Source organism: Rhizobium sp. O111 (assembly GCF_055616315.1).
In genome coordinates, this window is record NZ_JBSHXL010000005.1 from 16,449 (window position 1) to 30,607 (window position 14,159).

At 62.8% G+C, this 14,159-nt stretch carries 13 protein-coding genes; 12 read left to right on the forward strand and 1 reads right to left on the reverse strand.

The features are described 5' to 3' along the window. Positions 1-55: 55 nt before the first annotated feature. From ACVTFQ_RS33010 to ACVTFQ_RS33045, 8 genes are all read left to right on the forward strand, one after another. Positions 56-244: a helix-turn-helix domain-containing protein gene (locus tag ACVTFQ_RS33010; protein ID WP_236771892.1), complete on the forward strand. Its 189-nt coding sequence runs from the start codon at positions 56-58 to the stop codon at positions 242-244. Positions 245-306: 62 nt separating this feature from the next. Further along, positions 307-735 carry a helix-turn-helix domain-containing protein gene (locus tag ACVTFQ_RS33015; protein WP_077768182.1) on the forward strand — a complete coding sequence of 143 codons (429 nt, stop codon included), beginning with the start codon at positions 307-309 and terminating at the stop codon, positions 733-735. Between the two features lie 50 nt (positions 736-785). Continuing rightward, positions 786-1,712 (forward strand): helix-turn-helix transcriptional regulator, encoded by a 927-nt coding sequence (locus ACVTFQ_RS33020; RefSeq protein ID WP_077768136.1) that lies wholly within the window; start codon positions 786-788, stop codon positions 1,710-1,712. Positions 1,713-2,010: 298 nt separating this feature from the next. Next, positions 2,011-2,187, forward strand: a complete 177-nt coding sequence (locus ACVTFQ_RS33025) for a hypothetical protein (protein WP_162854299.1) — start codon at positions 2,011-2,013, stop codon at positions 2,185-2,187. A 178-nt stretch (positions 2,188-2,365) separates the two neighbouring features. Further along, the gene (locus ACVTFQ_RS33030) at positions 2,366-3,394 is read left to right on the forward strand and encodes a DUF3991 and toprim domain-containing protein (RefSeq protein ID WP_077768135.1); all 1,029 of its coding nucleotides are present in this window, start codon (positions 2,366-2,368) and stop codon (positions 3,392-3,394) included. 66 nt (positions 3,395-3,460) lie between these two features. After that, complete coding sequence (locus ACVTFQ_RS33035; protein WP_012475973.1) at positions 3,461-4,066, forward strand: DUF1419 domain-containing protein; 606 nt, start codon at positions 3,461-3,463, stop codon at positions 4,064-4,066. 12 nt (positions 4,067-4,078) lie between these two features. Next, a complete protein-coding gene (locus tag ACVTFQ_RS33040) occupies positions 4,079-4,480 on the forward strand; it encodes a DUF3085 domain-containing protein (protein WP_012475974.1) in 402 nt (133 codons plus the stop codon). 118 nt (positions 4,481-4,598) lie between these two features. Further along, on the forward strand, positions 4,599-9,707 hold the full coding sequence (locus tag ACVTFQ_RS33045) for a DEAD/DEAH box helicase family protein (protein WP_012475975.1): 5,109 nt from the start codon (positions 4,599-4,601) through the stop codon (positions 9,705-9,707). Between the two features lie 375 nt (positions 9,708-10,082). On the opposite strand, the gene ACVTFQ_RS33050 is transcribed toward ACVTFQ_RS33045, so the two are convergent. After that, positions 10,083-10,256, reverse strand: coding sequence for a hypothetical protein (locus tag ACVTFQ_RS33050; protein WP_236771566.1), 174 nt, complete (start codon positions 10,254-10,256; stop codon positions 10,083-10,085). A 351-nt stretch (positions 10,257-10,607) separates the two neighbouring features. Here ACVTFQ_RS33050 and ACVTFQ_RS33055 point away from each other — a divergent pair, with 351 nt between their 5' ends. The 4 genes from ACVTFQ_RS33055 (at position 10,608) to ACVTFQ_RS33070 (ending at position 14,159) form a co-directional block, all read left to right on the forward strand. Next, a complete protein-coding gene (locus tag ACVTFQ_RS33055) occupies positions 10,608-12,359 on the forward strand; it encodes a ParB/RepB/Spo0J family partition protein (RefSeq protein ID WP_012475976.1) in 1,752 nt (583 codons plus the stop codon). Between the two features lie 95 nt (positions 12,360-12,454). Beyond that, positions 12,455-12,931, forward strand: a complete 477-nt coding sequence (locus ACVTFQ_RS33060; protein WP_077768134.1) for a Nif11-like leader peptide family natural product precursor — start codon at positions 12,455-12,457, stop codon at positions 12,929-12,931. Next, on the forward strand, positions 12,928-13,815 hold the full coding sequence (locus ACVTFQ_RS33065) for a DUF7007 domain-containing protein (RefSeq protein ID WP_012475978.1): 888 nt from the start codon (positions 12,928-12,930) through the stop codon (positions 13,813-13,815). Before ACVTFQ_RS33060 ends, ACVTFQ_RS33065 begins: the two co-directional genes overlap by 4 nt. After that, complete coding sequence (locus ACVTFQ_RS33070; RefSeq protein ID WP_012475979.1) at positions 13,815-14,159, forward strand: hypothetical protein; 345 nt, start codon at positions 13,815-13,817, stop codon at positions 14,157-14,159. The genes ACVTFQ_RS33065 and ACVTFQ_RS33070 overlap by 1 nt, the downstream gene beginning before the upstream one ends.

The window sequence follows — 14,159 nt, forward strand, 5'->3', positions numbered from 1 at the left end:
TTGCTCGAGGATGAAAATAAACACCAACGAAAGCAGGTTGGTCATGGAACATTGGATGCTTTCGCCCATCGAAAAGACCTGCCTTCGATGGGTGTCGATGGGAAAGACTGTTGATGAAATCGCCCTGCTCCAAGGCAGAAGCGTCATTGAAATCGAAAGCTATCTCGAGCAAGCGCTTGCTGCACTCGAGGCGAGTTCGATGCAGGAGGCTCTCGAGAAGGCAAGCCTTTCGGAGCCCGACTGATGTTGGCCGCAGGGCGGCGAGCAGCAAACCCACGACCTTTCAACGACAGGGATGGCGATGAAATGACCAATCATGTGAACAATCAGAGCAAGGCCAAAGCGCCGAGCCCGATCGATGTCGAGGTGGGAGCAAGCGTGCGCGGAATGAGCCAAAGCACACTCGCCGAGGCTTTGGGCGTGACGTTCCAGCAAGTCCAGAAATACGAGAAGGGCACGAACCGCGTCGGCGCGAGCCGTTTGCTCAATGTCGCCACTCTGCTCGGTGTGCCGGTGTCGTATTTCTTCGACAGCCAGAGCCGTGATGGAAAACCCGATGGGCTGACAGGCACCGGCGCCGAGATGGAGCTCAGCGCCTTCCTCGATACCGACGAGGGGCGAGACCTCAACGTCGCCTTCGCCAGGATAGCAAGGCCGGCACTGCGCCGTCAGGTCCTATCCCTCGTCAAGGCCATGGCCGCGACGGATGTAAAGGGTTCCCGCGGGAACGCCTAGTTTGGTGCCGCTCCGGTTATGCGGCGAAACTCAACTCCTGGAGATGCCCATTGCAGCATGCTGCACTCCGACATGGCAACATCGCGCAGGCCGGCCCGGTTGGTCAGCTGGATCGCGATCACGTGTCTTGCGTCGGGGACAGCCATTACATCGTCGGCCGGTTCCACGCCTGGAAAGGAAAGTGCCATTCAGCCCTGAAGCTGGCGTTCGATGGCGCGCCAGACGCTTATTTGCTTTACCTGCCCCTATCCACCACGCCTGGGACACGTTCGGGGGCACTGCGCCTTTCGACGGCACAGGCAGTTGGTTTTCTGGAGGATCTCGCTCAGTTCGATGAGCTGACCCCTCATGAACATTCCAGCTATATCGGCCTCTCCTTCGCAAAGTCGGCGATGGTGCAACAGGTCAGTGAACTCTTGGATGGGCCTGTCACGGCAGACCTTCATTTCGACCGCATCGTCGATCTGACCACCGAGAAGGGTCTGCGGCTGGCCGCACTCGGCCATCTCGTATGGAGCTGTCTTAATCTTTCCGACGCGGATCGATTGGCGCCGGCTGCCATCGAGCGGCTGTTTGAGTCGACGATGATCGCACTTCTGGAGGTTGTTCCCAATAGCTACATGCCGCGGCTCGAGCGGCCGGTCTCGCCGGCGGTGCCCCGGCAGGTGAAACGGGCGATCGAGTATATGCATGCCAACCTGTCGCAACCTCTCACTGTTGCGTCGATAGCCAGCGAGACCGGTACGAGCGTCAGAGCATTGCAGGTCGCCTTCCAGCGGTTCAAGGGCACAACGCCTTTGGGCTATCTCAAAACGATCCGCCTCGAAGCAGCGCGCCGAGCGCTGGTCGACGATACCGGCTCGCGGTCGATCGCCGACGCGGCACGCAGTGCAGGGTTCACCCATATGGGGCGGTTTGCGGCCGTCTACTATCAGGCTTTTGGCGAAACGCCGTCGGAAACGATCCGGACGAGATAGATTGCCAGTCAACGGCAATGTCGAAAGCGGAAACCATCTTCGTGTTGCGGAAGTCAGCCGCGAAACTGGCATGGTATGAAATGCGTGCGCGAACCGTTCATCTCCCCCGGAAGCAGCCCAATCCCGCTCTTTTGTGATGGCGTCCTGGCCCGGCGCCGGATCTTCCACGATCAACCCGTTAAGGGTCCGCTAGCAAGCTGCGGCCGCTTCGGCTTCGCCTCGCGGTGATCGCGCCCGTCGCCGGGCCTTTTGAGGAGCCATCGAGCGGGATTGGCCCGCTCCCGCAGGAGCCTCTTATATGTCGCACGATCTTTCCCTCGCTCAGTCCCACGCCTTCCAGCTTTCCCGCGACCTGATGGTCCCGGTCACCGTCTTCGAAGTCGACGGCGAATATGGCGTCCTCCCTTCTGACGAGATCGACGCCGGTGACGCCCTTGAGATCGTCAATGAGTTCTTCCCCTGGCCGGCTCATTGAGCCGGCCGCCAGTGCCTTCGGCGTGCCGCTTGCGCGCGGCAGGCCGCAAGGGAGGCTGCGCCGCGGCCGGGTATTGCATGATCCGACAATTGTCAGCCGCGCCCTTGCGGCCTTTGCTCTTCGCGGCGGGTGGAGCGCGCCTGCGAAGCGACGGGCAAGAAAGGCAATGAGGAAAAGCATGGACAGAAAGGAAATAGAGGCGCTGCGCGACCAGGTGAGCTGCGCGGCTGTTCTTGAGCAGGCGGGCTTCGCCATCGATCTAAAGGAGAGTACCCGGCGGGCGGTGAAGTTCCGCCGGTCGGGCGAAATTATCATCGTCACCCATGACGGTCGCGGATGGTTCGATCCGCTCGGCGATGCGAAAGGCGATGTGTTCGGACTTGTCGAACATCTCGATCATGTTGGCTTTCTCGAAGGCGCCGGAAGGGTCGCCGGCCTTGTTGGTTTTGCGATCACGGAGCCGGAATGGCAGGCGCCGAGGCCTGACCGAGACCTCGATCTTTCTTTACCCGAGCGTTGGCAGGCACGCCGCCGGCCGTGGCCCAGCTCGTCGACATGGGCTTATCTGAACGGTGAGCGCTTCCTTCCTGCCACTCTGCTCCGAGCCACGATCGGGCAAGACCGTCTGCGGGAAGGCCCGCAAGGCAGCATGTGGGCAGCGCACACCGACAATGCCGGAGTTGTGACCGGCTGGGAGGCGCGCGGTCCTGAATATCGGGGATTTGCCTCCGGTGGAACGAAGGTCCTCTTCCGTCTGGGACCGGACCCAGCGTTGCGCCTGGCCGTGACGGAAGCTGCGATCGACGCCATGAGCCTTGCCGCCATCGAGGGGCTGCGCGATGGAACCGTGTATCTCAGTACCGGGGGCGGATGGTCGCCGTCGACGGAGGCGGCGCTTCGGCAGATGGCCTCGCGAGCAGATAGTCTCCTCGTCGCCGCGACAGACGGCAATCCGCAAGGAGAGATGTTTGCCGAGCGCTTGCGGGCGCTCGCGGATACCGTCGGCTGCGACTGGTCGCGGCTCCGCCCGCCCGAGGAGGATTGGAACGAAACCCTGAAAATCAGGGAGAAAGAAAAGAGGGAAAGGAAGGAAGGCGGCGTGCCGCATTCGCGCCGCCCGCGTCAAGGGAAGCTTCGCCCGGGCGAGCCGGCCCTTGACCCGGCCGGTCGCGATGCCGGCGGCCCGGGAGGTGTCATGAAGGACTGAAGAGGATGGCAAGGTCGGAAGGACAGTGCCGCACTTCGGTCCGGAACCATCTCCAAGGAGCCGCAGATGTATCCCTCTCCCGCAATCCGCAAGGTCTTCCACGGCGTTGCCTCACGCCAGCAAATGTTCCGGATGTTCGATCGGCACGCTCAACGTCCGAACCGTTGGGACGGTGACGCCTCGCTCCTCTATTCCGGCGAATGGTTCGAGATCGCCGAGACCGAGCACGACTATATGTTCGAGATCCTGCCACCGCTCTGGATCCGCGGGTCGATGTTCGCCATGCGCGAGTATCTGACGGGTTCGGTGACATCAGTGTTCTTCGCATTGCGCATCGATGGTGTCATCCGACATTTCCACGGCTATTGCGATCTATCGGACAAAGGCGCCGTCGAGCGCATGCGCGTGGCAATCATCGAGCGTGAGAGCCGGCCGGTGCGCGCCATGACGCGCGAGGAACGCCTGGAGCATATCTGGAGCATCACGGCGGACGACTATCGTGGCTATGCCGGCGATCGCTGGGACGAAGCTGCGCGCGGCAAGCGCACGATCATGCTCTACGGCGGCGCAGTGGGCAGCACTCTGAAACTGCTCGACGAGCTGACCGACGACGAGATCGCGGCGAAGCTGCCGGTGCAGCTGCGCCACCTCCCCTCGCCGATTGCCGCATGAGGGAGGCACACTATGCTTTCCTTCCCGCTTACATCCGTCCGCGAGGTCGTCGCCCGCAGTCGTGCCGACGCCGAAGCCAATGGCGGCTTTCGTAACCCCTACTACGGCCTGCGCCCTGGCAAGGACGAGAAGCCCGGCCTCTGGCTCGTCGGCGACCAAGGAGTCTACCTCCTGTCGAACGGCAAGCTGCCCGATGGCGCCAAGCCTTTGGTCGTTTATGCCGAGGAATGCGATCCCCGCACCAATGACGACTGGTTCGCAGTCAAACGCCGGACATTCGGCGGCGATGACGGAGTCGATTTCGTCGATGCGGAACAGCTCGAAGCGATGATGGCGGCCGCGCCGGAGGCGACGCACCTGCGTATCGCATTCCTTCAGGACTCGATGCAGCTCTTCCTGGTCGCGAAGCCCTAGGCAATTCGCGACCAGTCCGGCCCGTTTGGCCACCTATCCCAAACCCTTGAGCTCCCTTTAATCCCCGCAAGTGCTTCCCGCGGGGTGATGACGCTCGCCATTTTCCGAGGAAACCTCCATGAGCAACGATCCCTTCACTCTCGACATGTTCGGCAGCAGCGCGCTGTCATCAGGCCTCGGCCTGGGCGTCACACCGTTCGGCGGCTTCGATACGGTCGCGGCCAACGACGATGACCCGGAACCGACGCCGCCCTCTCCCTCCCCGGCCTTGCCGGCCGCGGCGATAGAACGTCCGGCGCCCCGGCGCCAGGGCAACCGGTGCAACTTCTACCTCGACGATGCGGATCGGGGCTTGGCCGGATCCTGGAAGGATCGCGCTCGCGCCAATGTTGCGGCGATCCTGATCGCGAACAACATCGAGAAGCAGGATCGGCCAGCCAACGCGAAGGAGCAGGCGCAACTCATCCGCTTCACCGGCTTCGGCGCCAGCGAACTGGCGAACGGTATGTTCCGCCGCCCCGGCGAAGTCGATTTCCGGGCCGGGTGGGGCGAGCTCGGTGGCTCGCTCGAAAGTGCCGTTTCAGATGCCGACTACGCGTCGCTCGCCCGCTGCACGCAATATGCCCATTTCACGCCGGAGTTCATCATCCGGGCAATCTGGTCGGGCTTGCAGCGCCTGGGCTGGTGTGGCGGCCGCATGCTCGAGCCGGGTATCGGTACGGGCCTGTTTCCGGCTCTGATGCCGGCGGCCTTTCGCGACAGGACCTTCGTCACCGGCGTCGAACTCGATCCCGTCACGGCCCGGATCGTCAAGCTGCTGCAGCCTAAGGCCCGCATCATCAATGGCGATTTTGCGCGCGCCGATCTGGCGCCGATCTACGATCTCGCCATTGGCAATCCACCCTTCTCCGATCGCACCGTCCGGTCTGACCGGACCTATCGCTCACTCGGTCTCAGGCTGCACGACTACTTCATCACCCGTTCGATCGACCTGCTGAAGCCCGGCGCGCTCGCCGCGTTCGTCACCAGTTCCGGCACGATGGACAAGGCCGACGCGACCGCGCGTGAGTACATCGCCAAAACCGCCGACCTGATTGCCGCGATCCGATTGCCGGAGGGGAGTTTCCGCCGCGATGCTGGCACGGATGTCGTGGTCGACCTTCTGTTCTTCCGCAAGCGCAAGGTCGGCGAACCGACAAGCGATCTGTCATGGCTCGATCTCGAGGAGGTGCGGCCCGAAAGCCAAGACGAGGGCGCAGTTCGCGTGAACCGCTGGTTTGCAGAGCATCCTAATTTCGTCCTCGGCGATCATGCCCTGACCTCCGGACCGTTCGGCGAGACCTATACATGCCAGCCACGCGCTGGCGAGGACCTGCAGGCGGCTCTAAAGAACGTCGTTCGCCTGCTGCCTGAAGGCCGCTATGACGGTGAGCCGACCGCAATCGACGTCGACCTCGAGGACGAGCTCGGCGAGATCATCGATCTTCGCCCCGGTGACGCCAAGGTCCGTGAGGGTAGCTTCTTCATCGATAACAGGCACGGCCTGATGCAGATGGTGGACGGCGCACCCGTGGAGGTCAAAGTCCGCAAGGGGCGCACCGGGGACGGCATCCCGGAAAAGCACGTCGGGATCATCAAGAAGCTGATCCCAATCCGCGACGCGGTGCGTGAGGTGCTGAGGGCCCAGGAGCAGGATCGGCCGTGGCGTGATCTGCAGGTTCGCTTGCGCATCGCCTGGTCGAGCTTCGTGCGTGATTTCGGTCCGATCAACCACACCACCGTCTCGATCAGCGAGGACGAGGAATCCGGCGAGGTGCGCGAAACGCACCGCCGTCCAAACCTGCAGCCTTTCCTCGACGATCCCGATTGCTGGCTGGTCGCCTCGATCGAGGACTACGACCTCGACACCGATACCGCAAAACCGCGCCCGATCTTTTCCGAACGGGTCATCGCGCCGCCTGCGCCGCCCGAAATCACCAGTGCGGCGGATGCGTTGGCCGTGGTGCTCAACGAACGTGGCCGCGTCGATGTCGAGCATATCGCCGAACTGCTGCACAGACATGCCGATGCCGTCGTCGACGAGCTCGGCGATGCGATTTTCCAGGATCCCGCCGATGGCTCCTGGCAGACGTCGGATGCCTACCTCTCCGGTGCGGTCCGCACCAAGCTTGGTGTCGCCGAAGCTGCCGCGGCACTCGATCCAGCCTACGAGCGTAACGTCCGCGCGCTTCAGGCAGTCCAACCCGCCGATCTTCGCCCGTCCGACATCACCGCACGTCTCGGTGCGCCCTGGATTCCGGCCAGCGACGTCGTCGCCTTCGTGAAGGAGATGATGGGTGCCGAGATCAGGATCCACCATATGCCGGAATTGGGCAGCTGGACGGTGGAAGCACGGCAGCTTGGCTACTGCGCCGCCGGCACATCGGAGTGGGGCACCAGCCGCCGTGATGCCGGCGAGTTGCTCGGCGACGCGCTGAACAGCCGTGTTCCCCAGATTTTCGATATCTACAAGGATGCCGGTGGCGAGCGGAGGGTCCTGAACGTCGTCGATACCGAGGCGGCGCGCGACAAGCTGCAGAAAATCAAGGAAGCCTTCCAAAACTGGGTTTGGACCGATCCGGATCGCACCGACCGGCTGGCGCGGGTCTATAACGACCGGTTCAACAACATCGCGCCTCGAAAATTCGACGGATCGCATCTGAAACTTCCCGGCGCCTCTGGCGCCTTTGTTCTTTATGGGCACCAGAAACGCGGCATCTGGCGGATCATCTCCTCCGGATCGACCTATCTCGCCCACGCCGTCGGCGCGGGCAAGACGATGACGATGGCGGCCGCGATCATGGAACAACGACGTCTCGGCCTGATCGCCAAGGCGATGCTGGTCGTCCCTGGTCATTGCCTGGCGCAGGCGGCGCGGGAATTTCTGGCACTCTATCCCAATGCCCGGATCCTCGTCGCCGACGAGACCAACTTCACCAAGGACAAACGGCTTCGCTTTTTGAGCCGGGCAGCGACCGCGACCTGGGATGCGATCATTATCACGCACTCGGCCTTCAGGTTCATCGCCGTGCCGTCCGCCTTCGAACAACAGATGATCCACGATGAGTTGGAGCTCTACGAGGATCTGCTGACCAAGGTGGACAGCGAGGACCGCGTGTCGCGCAAGCGCCTCGAGCGACTGAAGGAAAGCTTGCAGGAACGGCTGGAAGGGCTCGCGACCCGCAAGGACGATCTGCTCACAATCTCCGAGATCGGTGTCGACCAGATCATCGTCGACGAGGCGCAAGAGTTCCGCAAGCTTTCCTTCGCGACCAACATGTCGACGCTGAAGGGTATCGACCCGAACGGCTCGCAGCGCGCCTGGGACCTCTATGTGAAGTCCCGGTTCCTCGAAACGAAGAACCCGGGCCGCGCGCTGGTGCTCGCCTCCGGCACGCCGATCACCAACACACTCGGTGAGATGTTCTCGATCCAGCGCCTGCTCGGCCACGAGGCTCTCGCCGAGCGCGGCTTACACGAATTCGATGCCTGGGCGTCCTGCTTCGGCGATACGACGACCGAGCTGGAGATCCAGCCGTCCGGCAAATACAAGCCGGTCAGCCGCTTCGCGAGCTTCGTCAATGTGCCCGAACTGATCGCCATGTTCCGGGCTTTCGCCGACGTCGTCATGCCGGCGGATCTCCGCGAATACGTCAAGGTGCCTGATATCTCCACCGGCCGACGGCAGATCCTGACCGTCAAGCCGACGCCGGCGTTCAAGGCCTATCAGCAGATCCTCGATGCCCGCATCAAGGCGATCGAGATGCGCGAGGGACCGGCTGAGCCCGGCGACGATATCCTGCTCTCGGTCATTACCGACGGTCGCCATGCGGCGATCGATCTCCGCCTCGTGATACCGGCCAACGACAATGAGGAGGACAACAAGCTCAACCTCCTCGTCCGCAATGCCTTCCGCATCTGGCAAGAGACGAGCGACGATACCTACGTCCGGCCGGACGGCAAACCCTTTGACCTGCCCGGCGCCGCGCAGATGATCTTCAGCGATCTCGGCACGATCAACGTCGAGAAGACCCGCGGCTTTTCCGCCTACCGCTGGATTCGCGACGAGTTTGTGCGGCTGGGCGTTCCCCCGTCCGAAATCGCCTTCATGCAGGACTACAAGAAGACCGAGGCCAAGCAACGGCTCTTCGCCGACGTGCGCGCCGGCCGAATTCGGTTCCTGATCGGATCGTCGGAGACGATGGGAACGGGCGTGAACGCTCAAGCGCGGCTGAAAGCGCTGCATCACCTCGATGTGCCGTGGCTGCCGTCGCACATCGAGCAGCGCGAAGGCCGCATCGTCCGGCAGGGTAATCAGCACGATGTCGTCGACATTTTCGCCTATGCGACCGAGGGCAGCCTCGACGCTTCCATGTGGCAGAACAACGAGCGCAAGGCCCGCTTCATCGCCGCCGCGCTCAGCGGAGATACTTCGATCCGCCGGCTCGAAGACTTCGGTGAAGGGCAGGCGAACCAGTTCGCCATGGCCAAGGCAATCGCCTCCGGCGACGAGCGGCTGATGCAGAAAGCGGGTCTCGAAGCCGATATCGCGCGACTGGAACGGTTGCGCGCCGCCCATGACGATGACCAGTATGCGGTGCGCCGGCAGATGCGCGATGCCGAGCGTGACATCGAGACGTCGACCCGCCGCATCGGCGAGATCGGCCAGGATATCGGTCGGCTCGTTCCGACCGCCGGCGATGCCTTCGCGATGACCGTGCTGGGCAAGCTTCACCATGAGCGCAAGGAAGCCGGTCGCGCGCTGATGAAGGAGGTTCTCACGCTCCTCCAGCTCCAACAGGAGGGCGAGGTTCACCTCGCATCTATCGGCGGTTTCGATCTTGTCTATGAGGGAGAGCGCTTCGGAAAGGGCGACGGCTATCGCTACGCCACCACGCTCCAGCGCACAGGCGCCGCCTACGAGATTGACCTTGCGGTCACAGTGACACCGCTCGGCGCCATCTCCCGCCTCGAGCATGCGCTCGACGGGTTCGAGGAGGAACGCGAGCGTTATCGCCATCGCCTCGATGATGCGCACCGGCGGCTCGTCTCCTATCGCTCGCGCGAAGGCGGCACTTTCGCCTTCGCCGACGAACTTGCCGAAAAGCGCCGACAGCTTCGTGACGTCGAGGACGCTCTTGCCGCCGCGTCAGTTCAGAACGACGCCGCCTCGGCGGAGTCTGCTTGAATGGAATCGCGGTTTTGATGCGACGCAGCATTTGCATAGCTGCATTGCACAATATTTGCTTTCCTTCCGACCGAAATTTGAGCATAGTGCTCACAGCTGATGCACATGGCGGTTTTCCTCCCAGTGCCGCCGCAGCAGCTGTTCCCCTCTGGAGGTTTAAATTACCTTCATACCTATAGGGCCCGAGTTTTCTCGTGGCCCTCTTTTTTTGTCCTGATTTCCGTTCATCGAAGCGACCCCTACGACGGTCATCCTCGTCGCGGTTTTCCCCCGCTCAGGTAATCACCTCGACGCGCTCCATCTTTTCGATCAGCCGCCCGCTCATATCCTCCGGGTCGTTCAGGACGGTCACGAAGTCGGAGAGGCTCGGATTCTTCAAACCGACTTTGTAGATCGCAACCCCGCTTCGACATTCTCGTCCATGGCCTTCAGCCCCTCGAAATGTCGGGAGGCCTCCTGCCAGGCGAGCCCCAAAGTCTCGGTGAACGCAAGGATCTCGTCTGTTCCCGGAACGACCTGATAGGCAAATATCTCTTTTGTATCGTGCATCGAAACCTCCTTGAGCTGCGACAGCCTAAGGCGCGTTTCCGGTTGCTGTGAACTATCAAAAGTGTGAGCGGCAGTTTCCGGAAGGAGGGAGGACAAAAAGAAGGAAGAGGGAAAAGAAACCGGTCGCAGATCGGTCTTCCAGTCGCCGCTTGCGCTCAACCGCCGCCTGCGCATCCCGGCCACTCGTCCCGCGCAGGGCTGTTAGCCCCGCTCGGACATCGCAGCAGGGACGCTCGGCCGCAGTTGCGCCGGGCCGCCCGCCCCGCGGTCCGGGAGGTGTCTTCGAAAGAAACGAAGACAGGAAGGACCGGCAAGCGAGCCGTGTCCCGCATCTCGGAAGAGGAAAATCCCATGCACATCATGAAGGTCGATCCGCGCTCGTTGAAGGACAACCCGGACAATACTCGTCAGTCGAAATCCACCCCGCAGGCTGATGCGCTGCTGCTCGCGACCATCAAAGCCGTCGGCATCATCCAGCCGCCCGTCATCTTTCCGCAAAGCGATGGCGGAAACGGCTACGTCATCGAAGCCGGCCATCGGCGGACCCGCATGGCGATCGCCGCGGGCCTTGAGGAAATCGAGGTTCTCGTGGTCGAAGCCGCTAACGATAATGGCGCCATGCGGTCCATGGTCGAGAACATCGCCAGGGAGCCGCTCAACCCCGTCGACCAGTGGCGCGGCATCGAACGCCTGATCGCACTCGACTGGACCGAGGAAGCGATTGCGGTCGCACTTGCCCTCCCCGTCCGGCAGATTCGCAAGTTGCGGCTGCTCGCCAATGTCTTTCCGGCGATGCTCGACCAAATGGCGCTCGGCGACATGCCGAACGAGCAGCAGCTTCGAACGATCGCGGCGGCACACCTCGATGAGCAGAAGGAAGTCTGGAAGGCGCAGAAGCCGAAGAAGGGCCAGCCTGCCACGTGGTTCCAGATCGCCAACGCGCTGAGCAAGACCCGCATGTACGCAAAGGATGCGAGCTTCGGCGACGATCTCAGGGAAGCCTATGGCATCGAATGGATCGAGGATCTGTTTGCCCCTGCCGATGAGGACAGCCGCTACACCACCAACGTCGAAGCCTATCTCGGCGCCCAGCAGGAGTGGATGACCAACAATCTGCCGAAGAAGGGCGTGATCGCCGAGGTCACGCAATGGGGTGACGTAAAGCTGCCGCAGAAGGCCAGCCGCGTTTATGGCAAGCCAGGCAAGGGCGACCACACCGCAATGTACCTGGATCGGAACGGCAAGGTTCAGACCGTGCATTACCGGATGCCGGAGGAGAAGAAGACGGCGGGCAAGAGAGCGGTCGTTGGAGGTGGTGCCACCGCTGGCGACGATGTGATCGACGCGCCGAAACAGCGTCCGGATGTCACGCAAAAGGGCCACGACATGATCGGTGACCTCAGGACCGACGCGCTGCACGAAGCGCTCGCTCGCGCGCCGATCGAGGACGACACGCTGACGGCGCTCCTCGTGCTCGCCTTCGCCGGCTTGAATGTACGGGTCGACTCCGGGGCAAACGACACCGTCTTCGGCACGAAGCGGTTCGCTCGCCATGCGGTTCGGTTGCTCGACTCTGACGGTAAGCTGTCCTTCGAGATCGACACGTTGCGGGTTGCCGCCCGCTCGATGCTGGTCGATGTGCTCTCTTGCCGCCGCGGCATGTCGAACAGCGGGATCGTGTCACGTATCGCCGGCGAGGCCATCGGCGCCGATGGATATCTCCCGAACATGGGCACCGAAGATTTCCTGCTTTGCCTGTCGCGGGCGGCGCTTGAGGCGTCGTGCAAGGACACCCCGGTTCTGCCGCGCCCGAAGGTCCGCGAGACCCGCGCAGCACTCGTCGAGCACTTCAAGGAAGGGCACTTCGTCCACCCGGCAGCCCTGTTCGCGCCCGATCCGAAGGAACTTGCCGACCTGATCAAGAAAGGCGAGATCGTCGAAGAGGAGGACAGCGTCACCACTGAAGAAACGAGCGATGGTCTTGGCGAACTCGCGGACGACAGCGCCGCCGGCGAGGCCGCCGAACTTGACGCCCCCGATCCGGAGGCCGACGACGGGGCTCCTGACGAGGACGAAACCGCCTACGGCATTGCGGCCGAATAGCCTCCCTTCCCTTCTCATCCGATCGACAACCGCCGCCGGCCATCACCGGCGGCGGCTTCGTTTCCATGAACCGCAGAATTCCAAGGAGATGTCTTATGTCTGCGTCCCTGATCTACGACCTCGCCCCGATCGGCTCCATCGTCGCCTGGTCCGACGGCAGCCCTCGGCCGCCCGAGCGTTTCAAGAAGAAGCTGGCGGCCTGGCAAACCCGCAACAGCAAAGGCCGCCTGATCCGCAAGGAGGGTCCGCGCCAATCCGGAAATTACGCCTCGCCCGGGCATTTCACGCTGCATGAGGCTGATTTCGGCGGAAAGAATACCGTCGTCATGCGCATTCACCGAACCTTCGGTCTCGATTCCGATCTCGCCTTCAAGGTTCTCGAACGCCCCGCACTCGGTTCTATCCGCCTCTTCGATCGCGCCGGTGCGAACGCGGAGCTTGTCCATCTCGCCGGCAATCACGAGGCGGCGGTGGCCTGGCTGAAAGAGCATGGATACCCGAATGCCATCCTCGAAGAGGTGACCGCCGACGAGGTCGCGGCGGCTCATGTCGAAGGGAGGGTTGCCGCATGAGCACGCCCGATCTTCAACACGACAGGGTTCCTACCGCCGACGACTCCGCGGTGAAATTCGGCGTCAGCGCGGACGGCTTTCCGGTCGCCCGGATCGCCGATACCTTCCTGGCAATGGTGCCGGCGCGCGATGGCGCCAGCTTCCTCGCGAGCGCCTGGCGCCTCACTCGCCCGCTGTCAGAGCTGACGCGGGAGGATTTCCACGGTCACGAAGGGCGCCTCGAAGATGAGACAGCGTTCCGCGCGCGCGTGTTCGAGACCGCGCGGCACAGCCATGAACTATCCGCGCTCGGGCGGATCCAGAGCCGCATGGCAGCGACTACGCCATGGGGTCTGTCGCAGCTCGCGACGATCTACGCCGAGGGGATCGTCTCCCATATGACCGCCGGTCATGGCGGGTTTCATCTGTCGGCCGAACGGAATGCCCGCGTCCTTCCGATGCTGCGAAAGTCCTTGCCCTGGTACGAGGAGGACGCAGAATGGGCGATTGTCGCCCTCACCTTCCCAGATCTCTTCACGTCCTACGAGCGCAAATGTGCCGATGAGACGATCCGCAATAGCTGGCCGTCCGCCTGGGAGGCGATCCACGGCCGCGAACTCCAGCCCGGCCAATCCTGGACAAAGGACCGGGAAGCCTTCGAGCGCAAGCATGCCGGCGACTGGATCGTGATCTCCGCGATCTTTTCCAGCCGCCATGCCGACATGACGGAGGTCATCGCCACGCGAGGCGGCCGGCGCGATGGGCGGGTGGAGGAGATGCGCTTTCTCGTGCCCCGCGCCGAGTATGCCGCGCGCGACCGCTTCGGTTTCGTCATCGATCCTGACCGTCATAATCCCTGTGACGGTCCTTCCAGTTTTGTGGGGTGGCAAGGGAGGGATGCGTGATGGCTGCAATGCCAATCCACCATGCGCAACTGGCGCGTATGGAAGAAGCGCGGCGGCAGACGCAGCGCCAGCTCGAACTGATCGATCGCCAGGTCTTGCGCCGGATAACATCGATCCTGCCACAGCTCGCGCGCCGGCAAACCGGATATCGGCGCGGAAAGGCGCCGGATACGGGCTTCTTCCTCGAACGTTATCGCAACAATCTCGCCGCCCTGACAGCGGAGCGTCAGCCGGAAGTTGACGCGCTGACACGAAAGTTGGCTCGGCAGGATGCAGCGATAGCCGCCTTTCGCAAACGGTTCGAACCCGTTGGCGACGCGGCTCAGCCACGAGCGGAGGTCTAG

Excerpts from the sequence above, each read along its gene's own strand:
- ACVTFQ_RS33010 (WP_236771892.1), top strand. The coding sequence starts at position 56 with ATGCTTTCGCCCATCGAAAAGACCTGCCTTCGATGGGTGTCGATGGGA.
- ACVTFQ_RS33015 (WP_077768182.1), top strand. The coding sequence starts at position 307 with ATGACCAATCATGTGAACAATCAGAGCAAGGCCAAAGCGCCGAGCCCG.
- ACVTFQ_RS33025 (WP_162854299.1), top strand. The coding sequence starts at position 2,011 with ATGTCGCACGATCTTTCCCTCGCTCAGTCCCACGCCTTCCAGCTTTCC.
- ACVTFQ_RS33030 (WP_077768135.1), top strand. The coding sequence starts at position 2,366 with ATGGACAGAAAGGAAATAGAGGCGCTGCGCGACCAGGTGAGCTGCGCG.
- ACVTFQ_RS33035 (WP_012475973.1), top strand. The coding sequence starts at position 3,461 with ATGTATCCCTCTCCCGCAATCCGCAAGGTCTTCCACGGCGTTGCCTCA.
- ACVTFQ_RS33040 (WP_012475974.1), top strand. The coding sequence starts at position 4,079 with ATGCTTTCCTTCCCGCTTACATCCGTCCGCGAGGTCGTCGCCCGCAGT.
- ACVTFQ_RS33045 (WP_012475975.1), top strand. The coding sequence starts at position 4,599 with ATGAGCAACGATCCCTTCACTCTCGACATGTTCGGCAGCAGCGCGCTG.
- ACVTFQ_RS33050 (WP_236771566.1), bottom strand. The coding sequence starts at position 10,256 with ATGCACGATACAAAAGAGATATTTGCCTATCAGGTCGTTCCGGGAACA.
- ACVTFQ_RS33055 (WP_012475976.1), top strand. The coding sequence starts at position 10,608 with ATGCACATCATGAAGGTCGATCCGCGCTCGTTGAAGGACAACCCGGAC.
- ACVTFQ_RS33060 (WP_077768134.1), top strand. The coding sequence starts at position 12,455 with ATGTCTGCGTCCCTGATCTACGACCTCGCCCCGATCGGCTCCATCGTC.
- ACVTFQ_RS33065 (WP_012475978.1), top strand. The coding sequence starts at position 12,928 with ATGAGCACGCCCGATCTTCAACACGACAGGGTTCCTACCGCCGACGAC.
- ACVTFQ_RS33070 (WP_012475979.1), top strand. The coding sequence starts at position 13,815 with ATGGCTGCAATGCCAATCCACCATGCGCAACTGGCGCGTATGGAAGAA.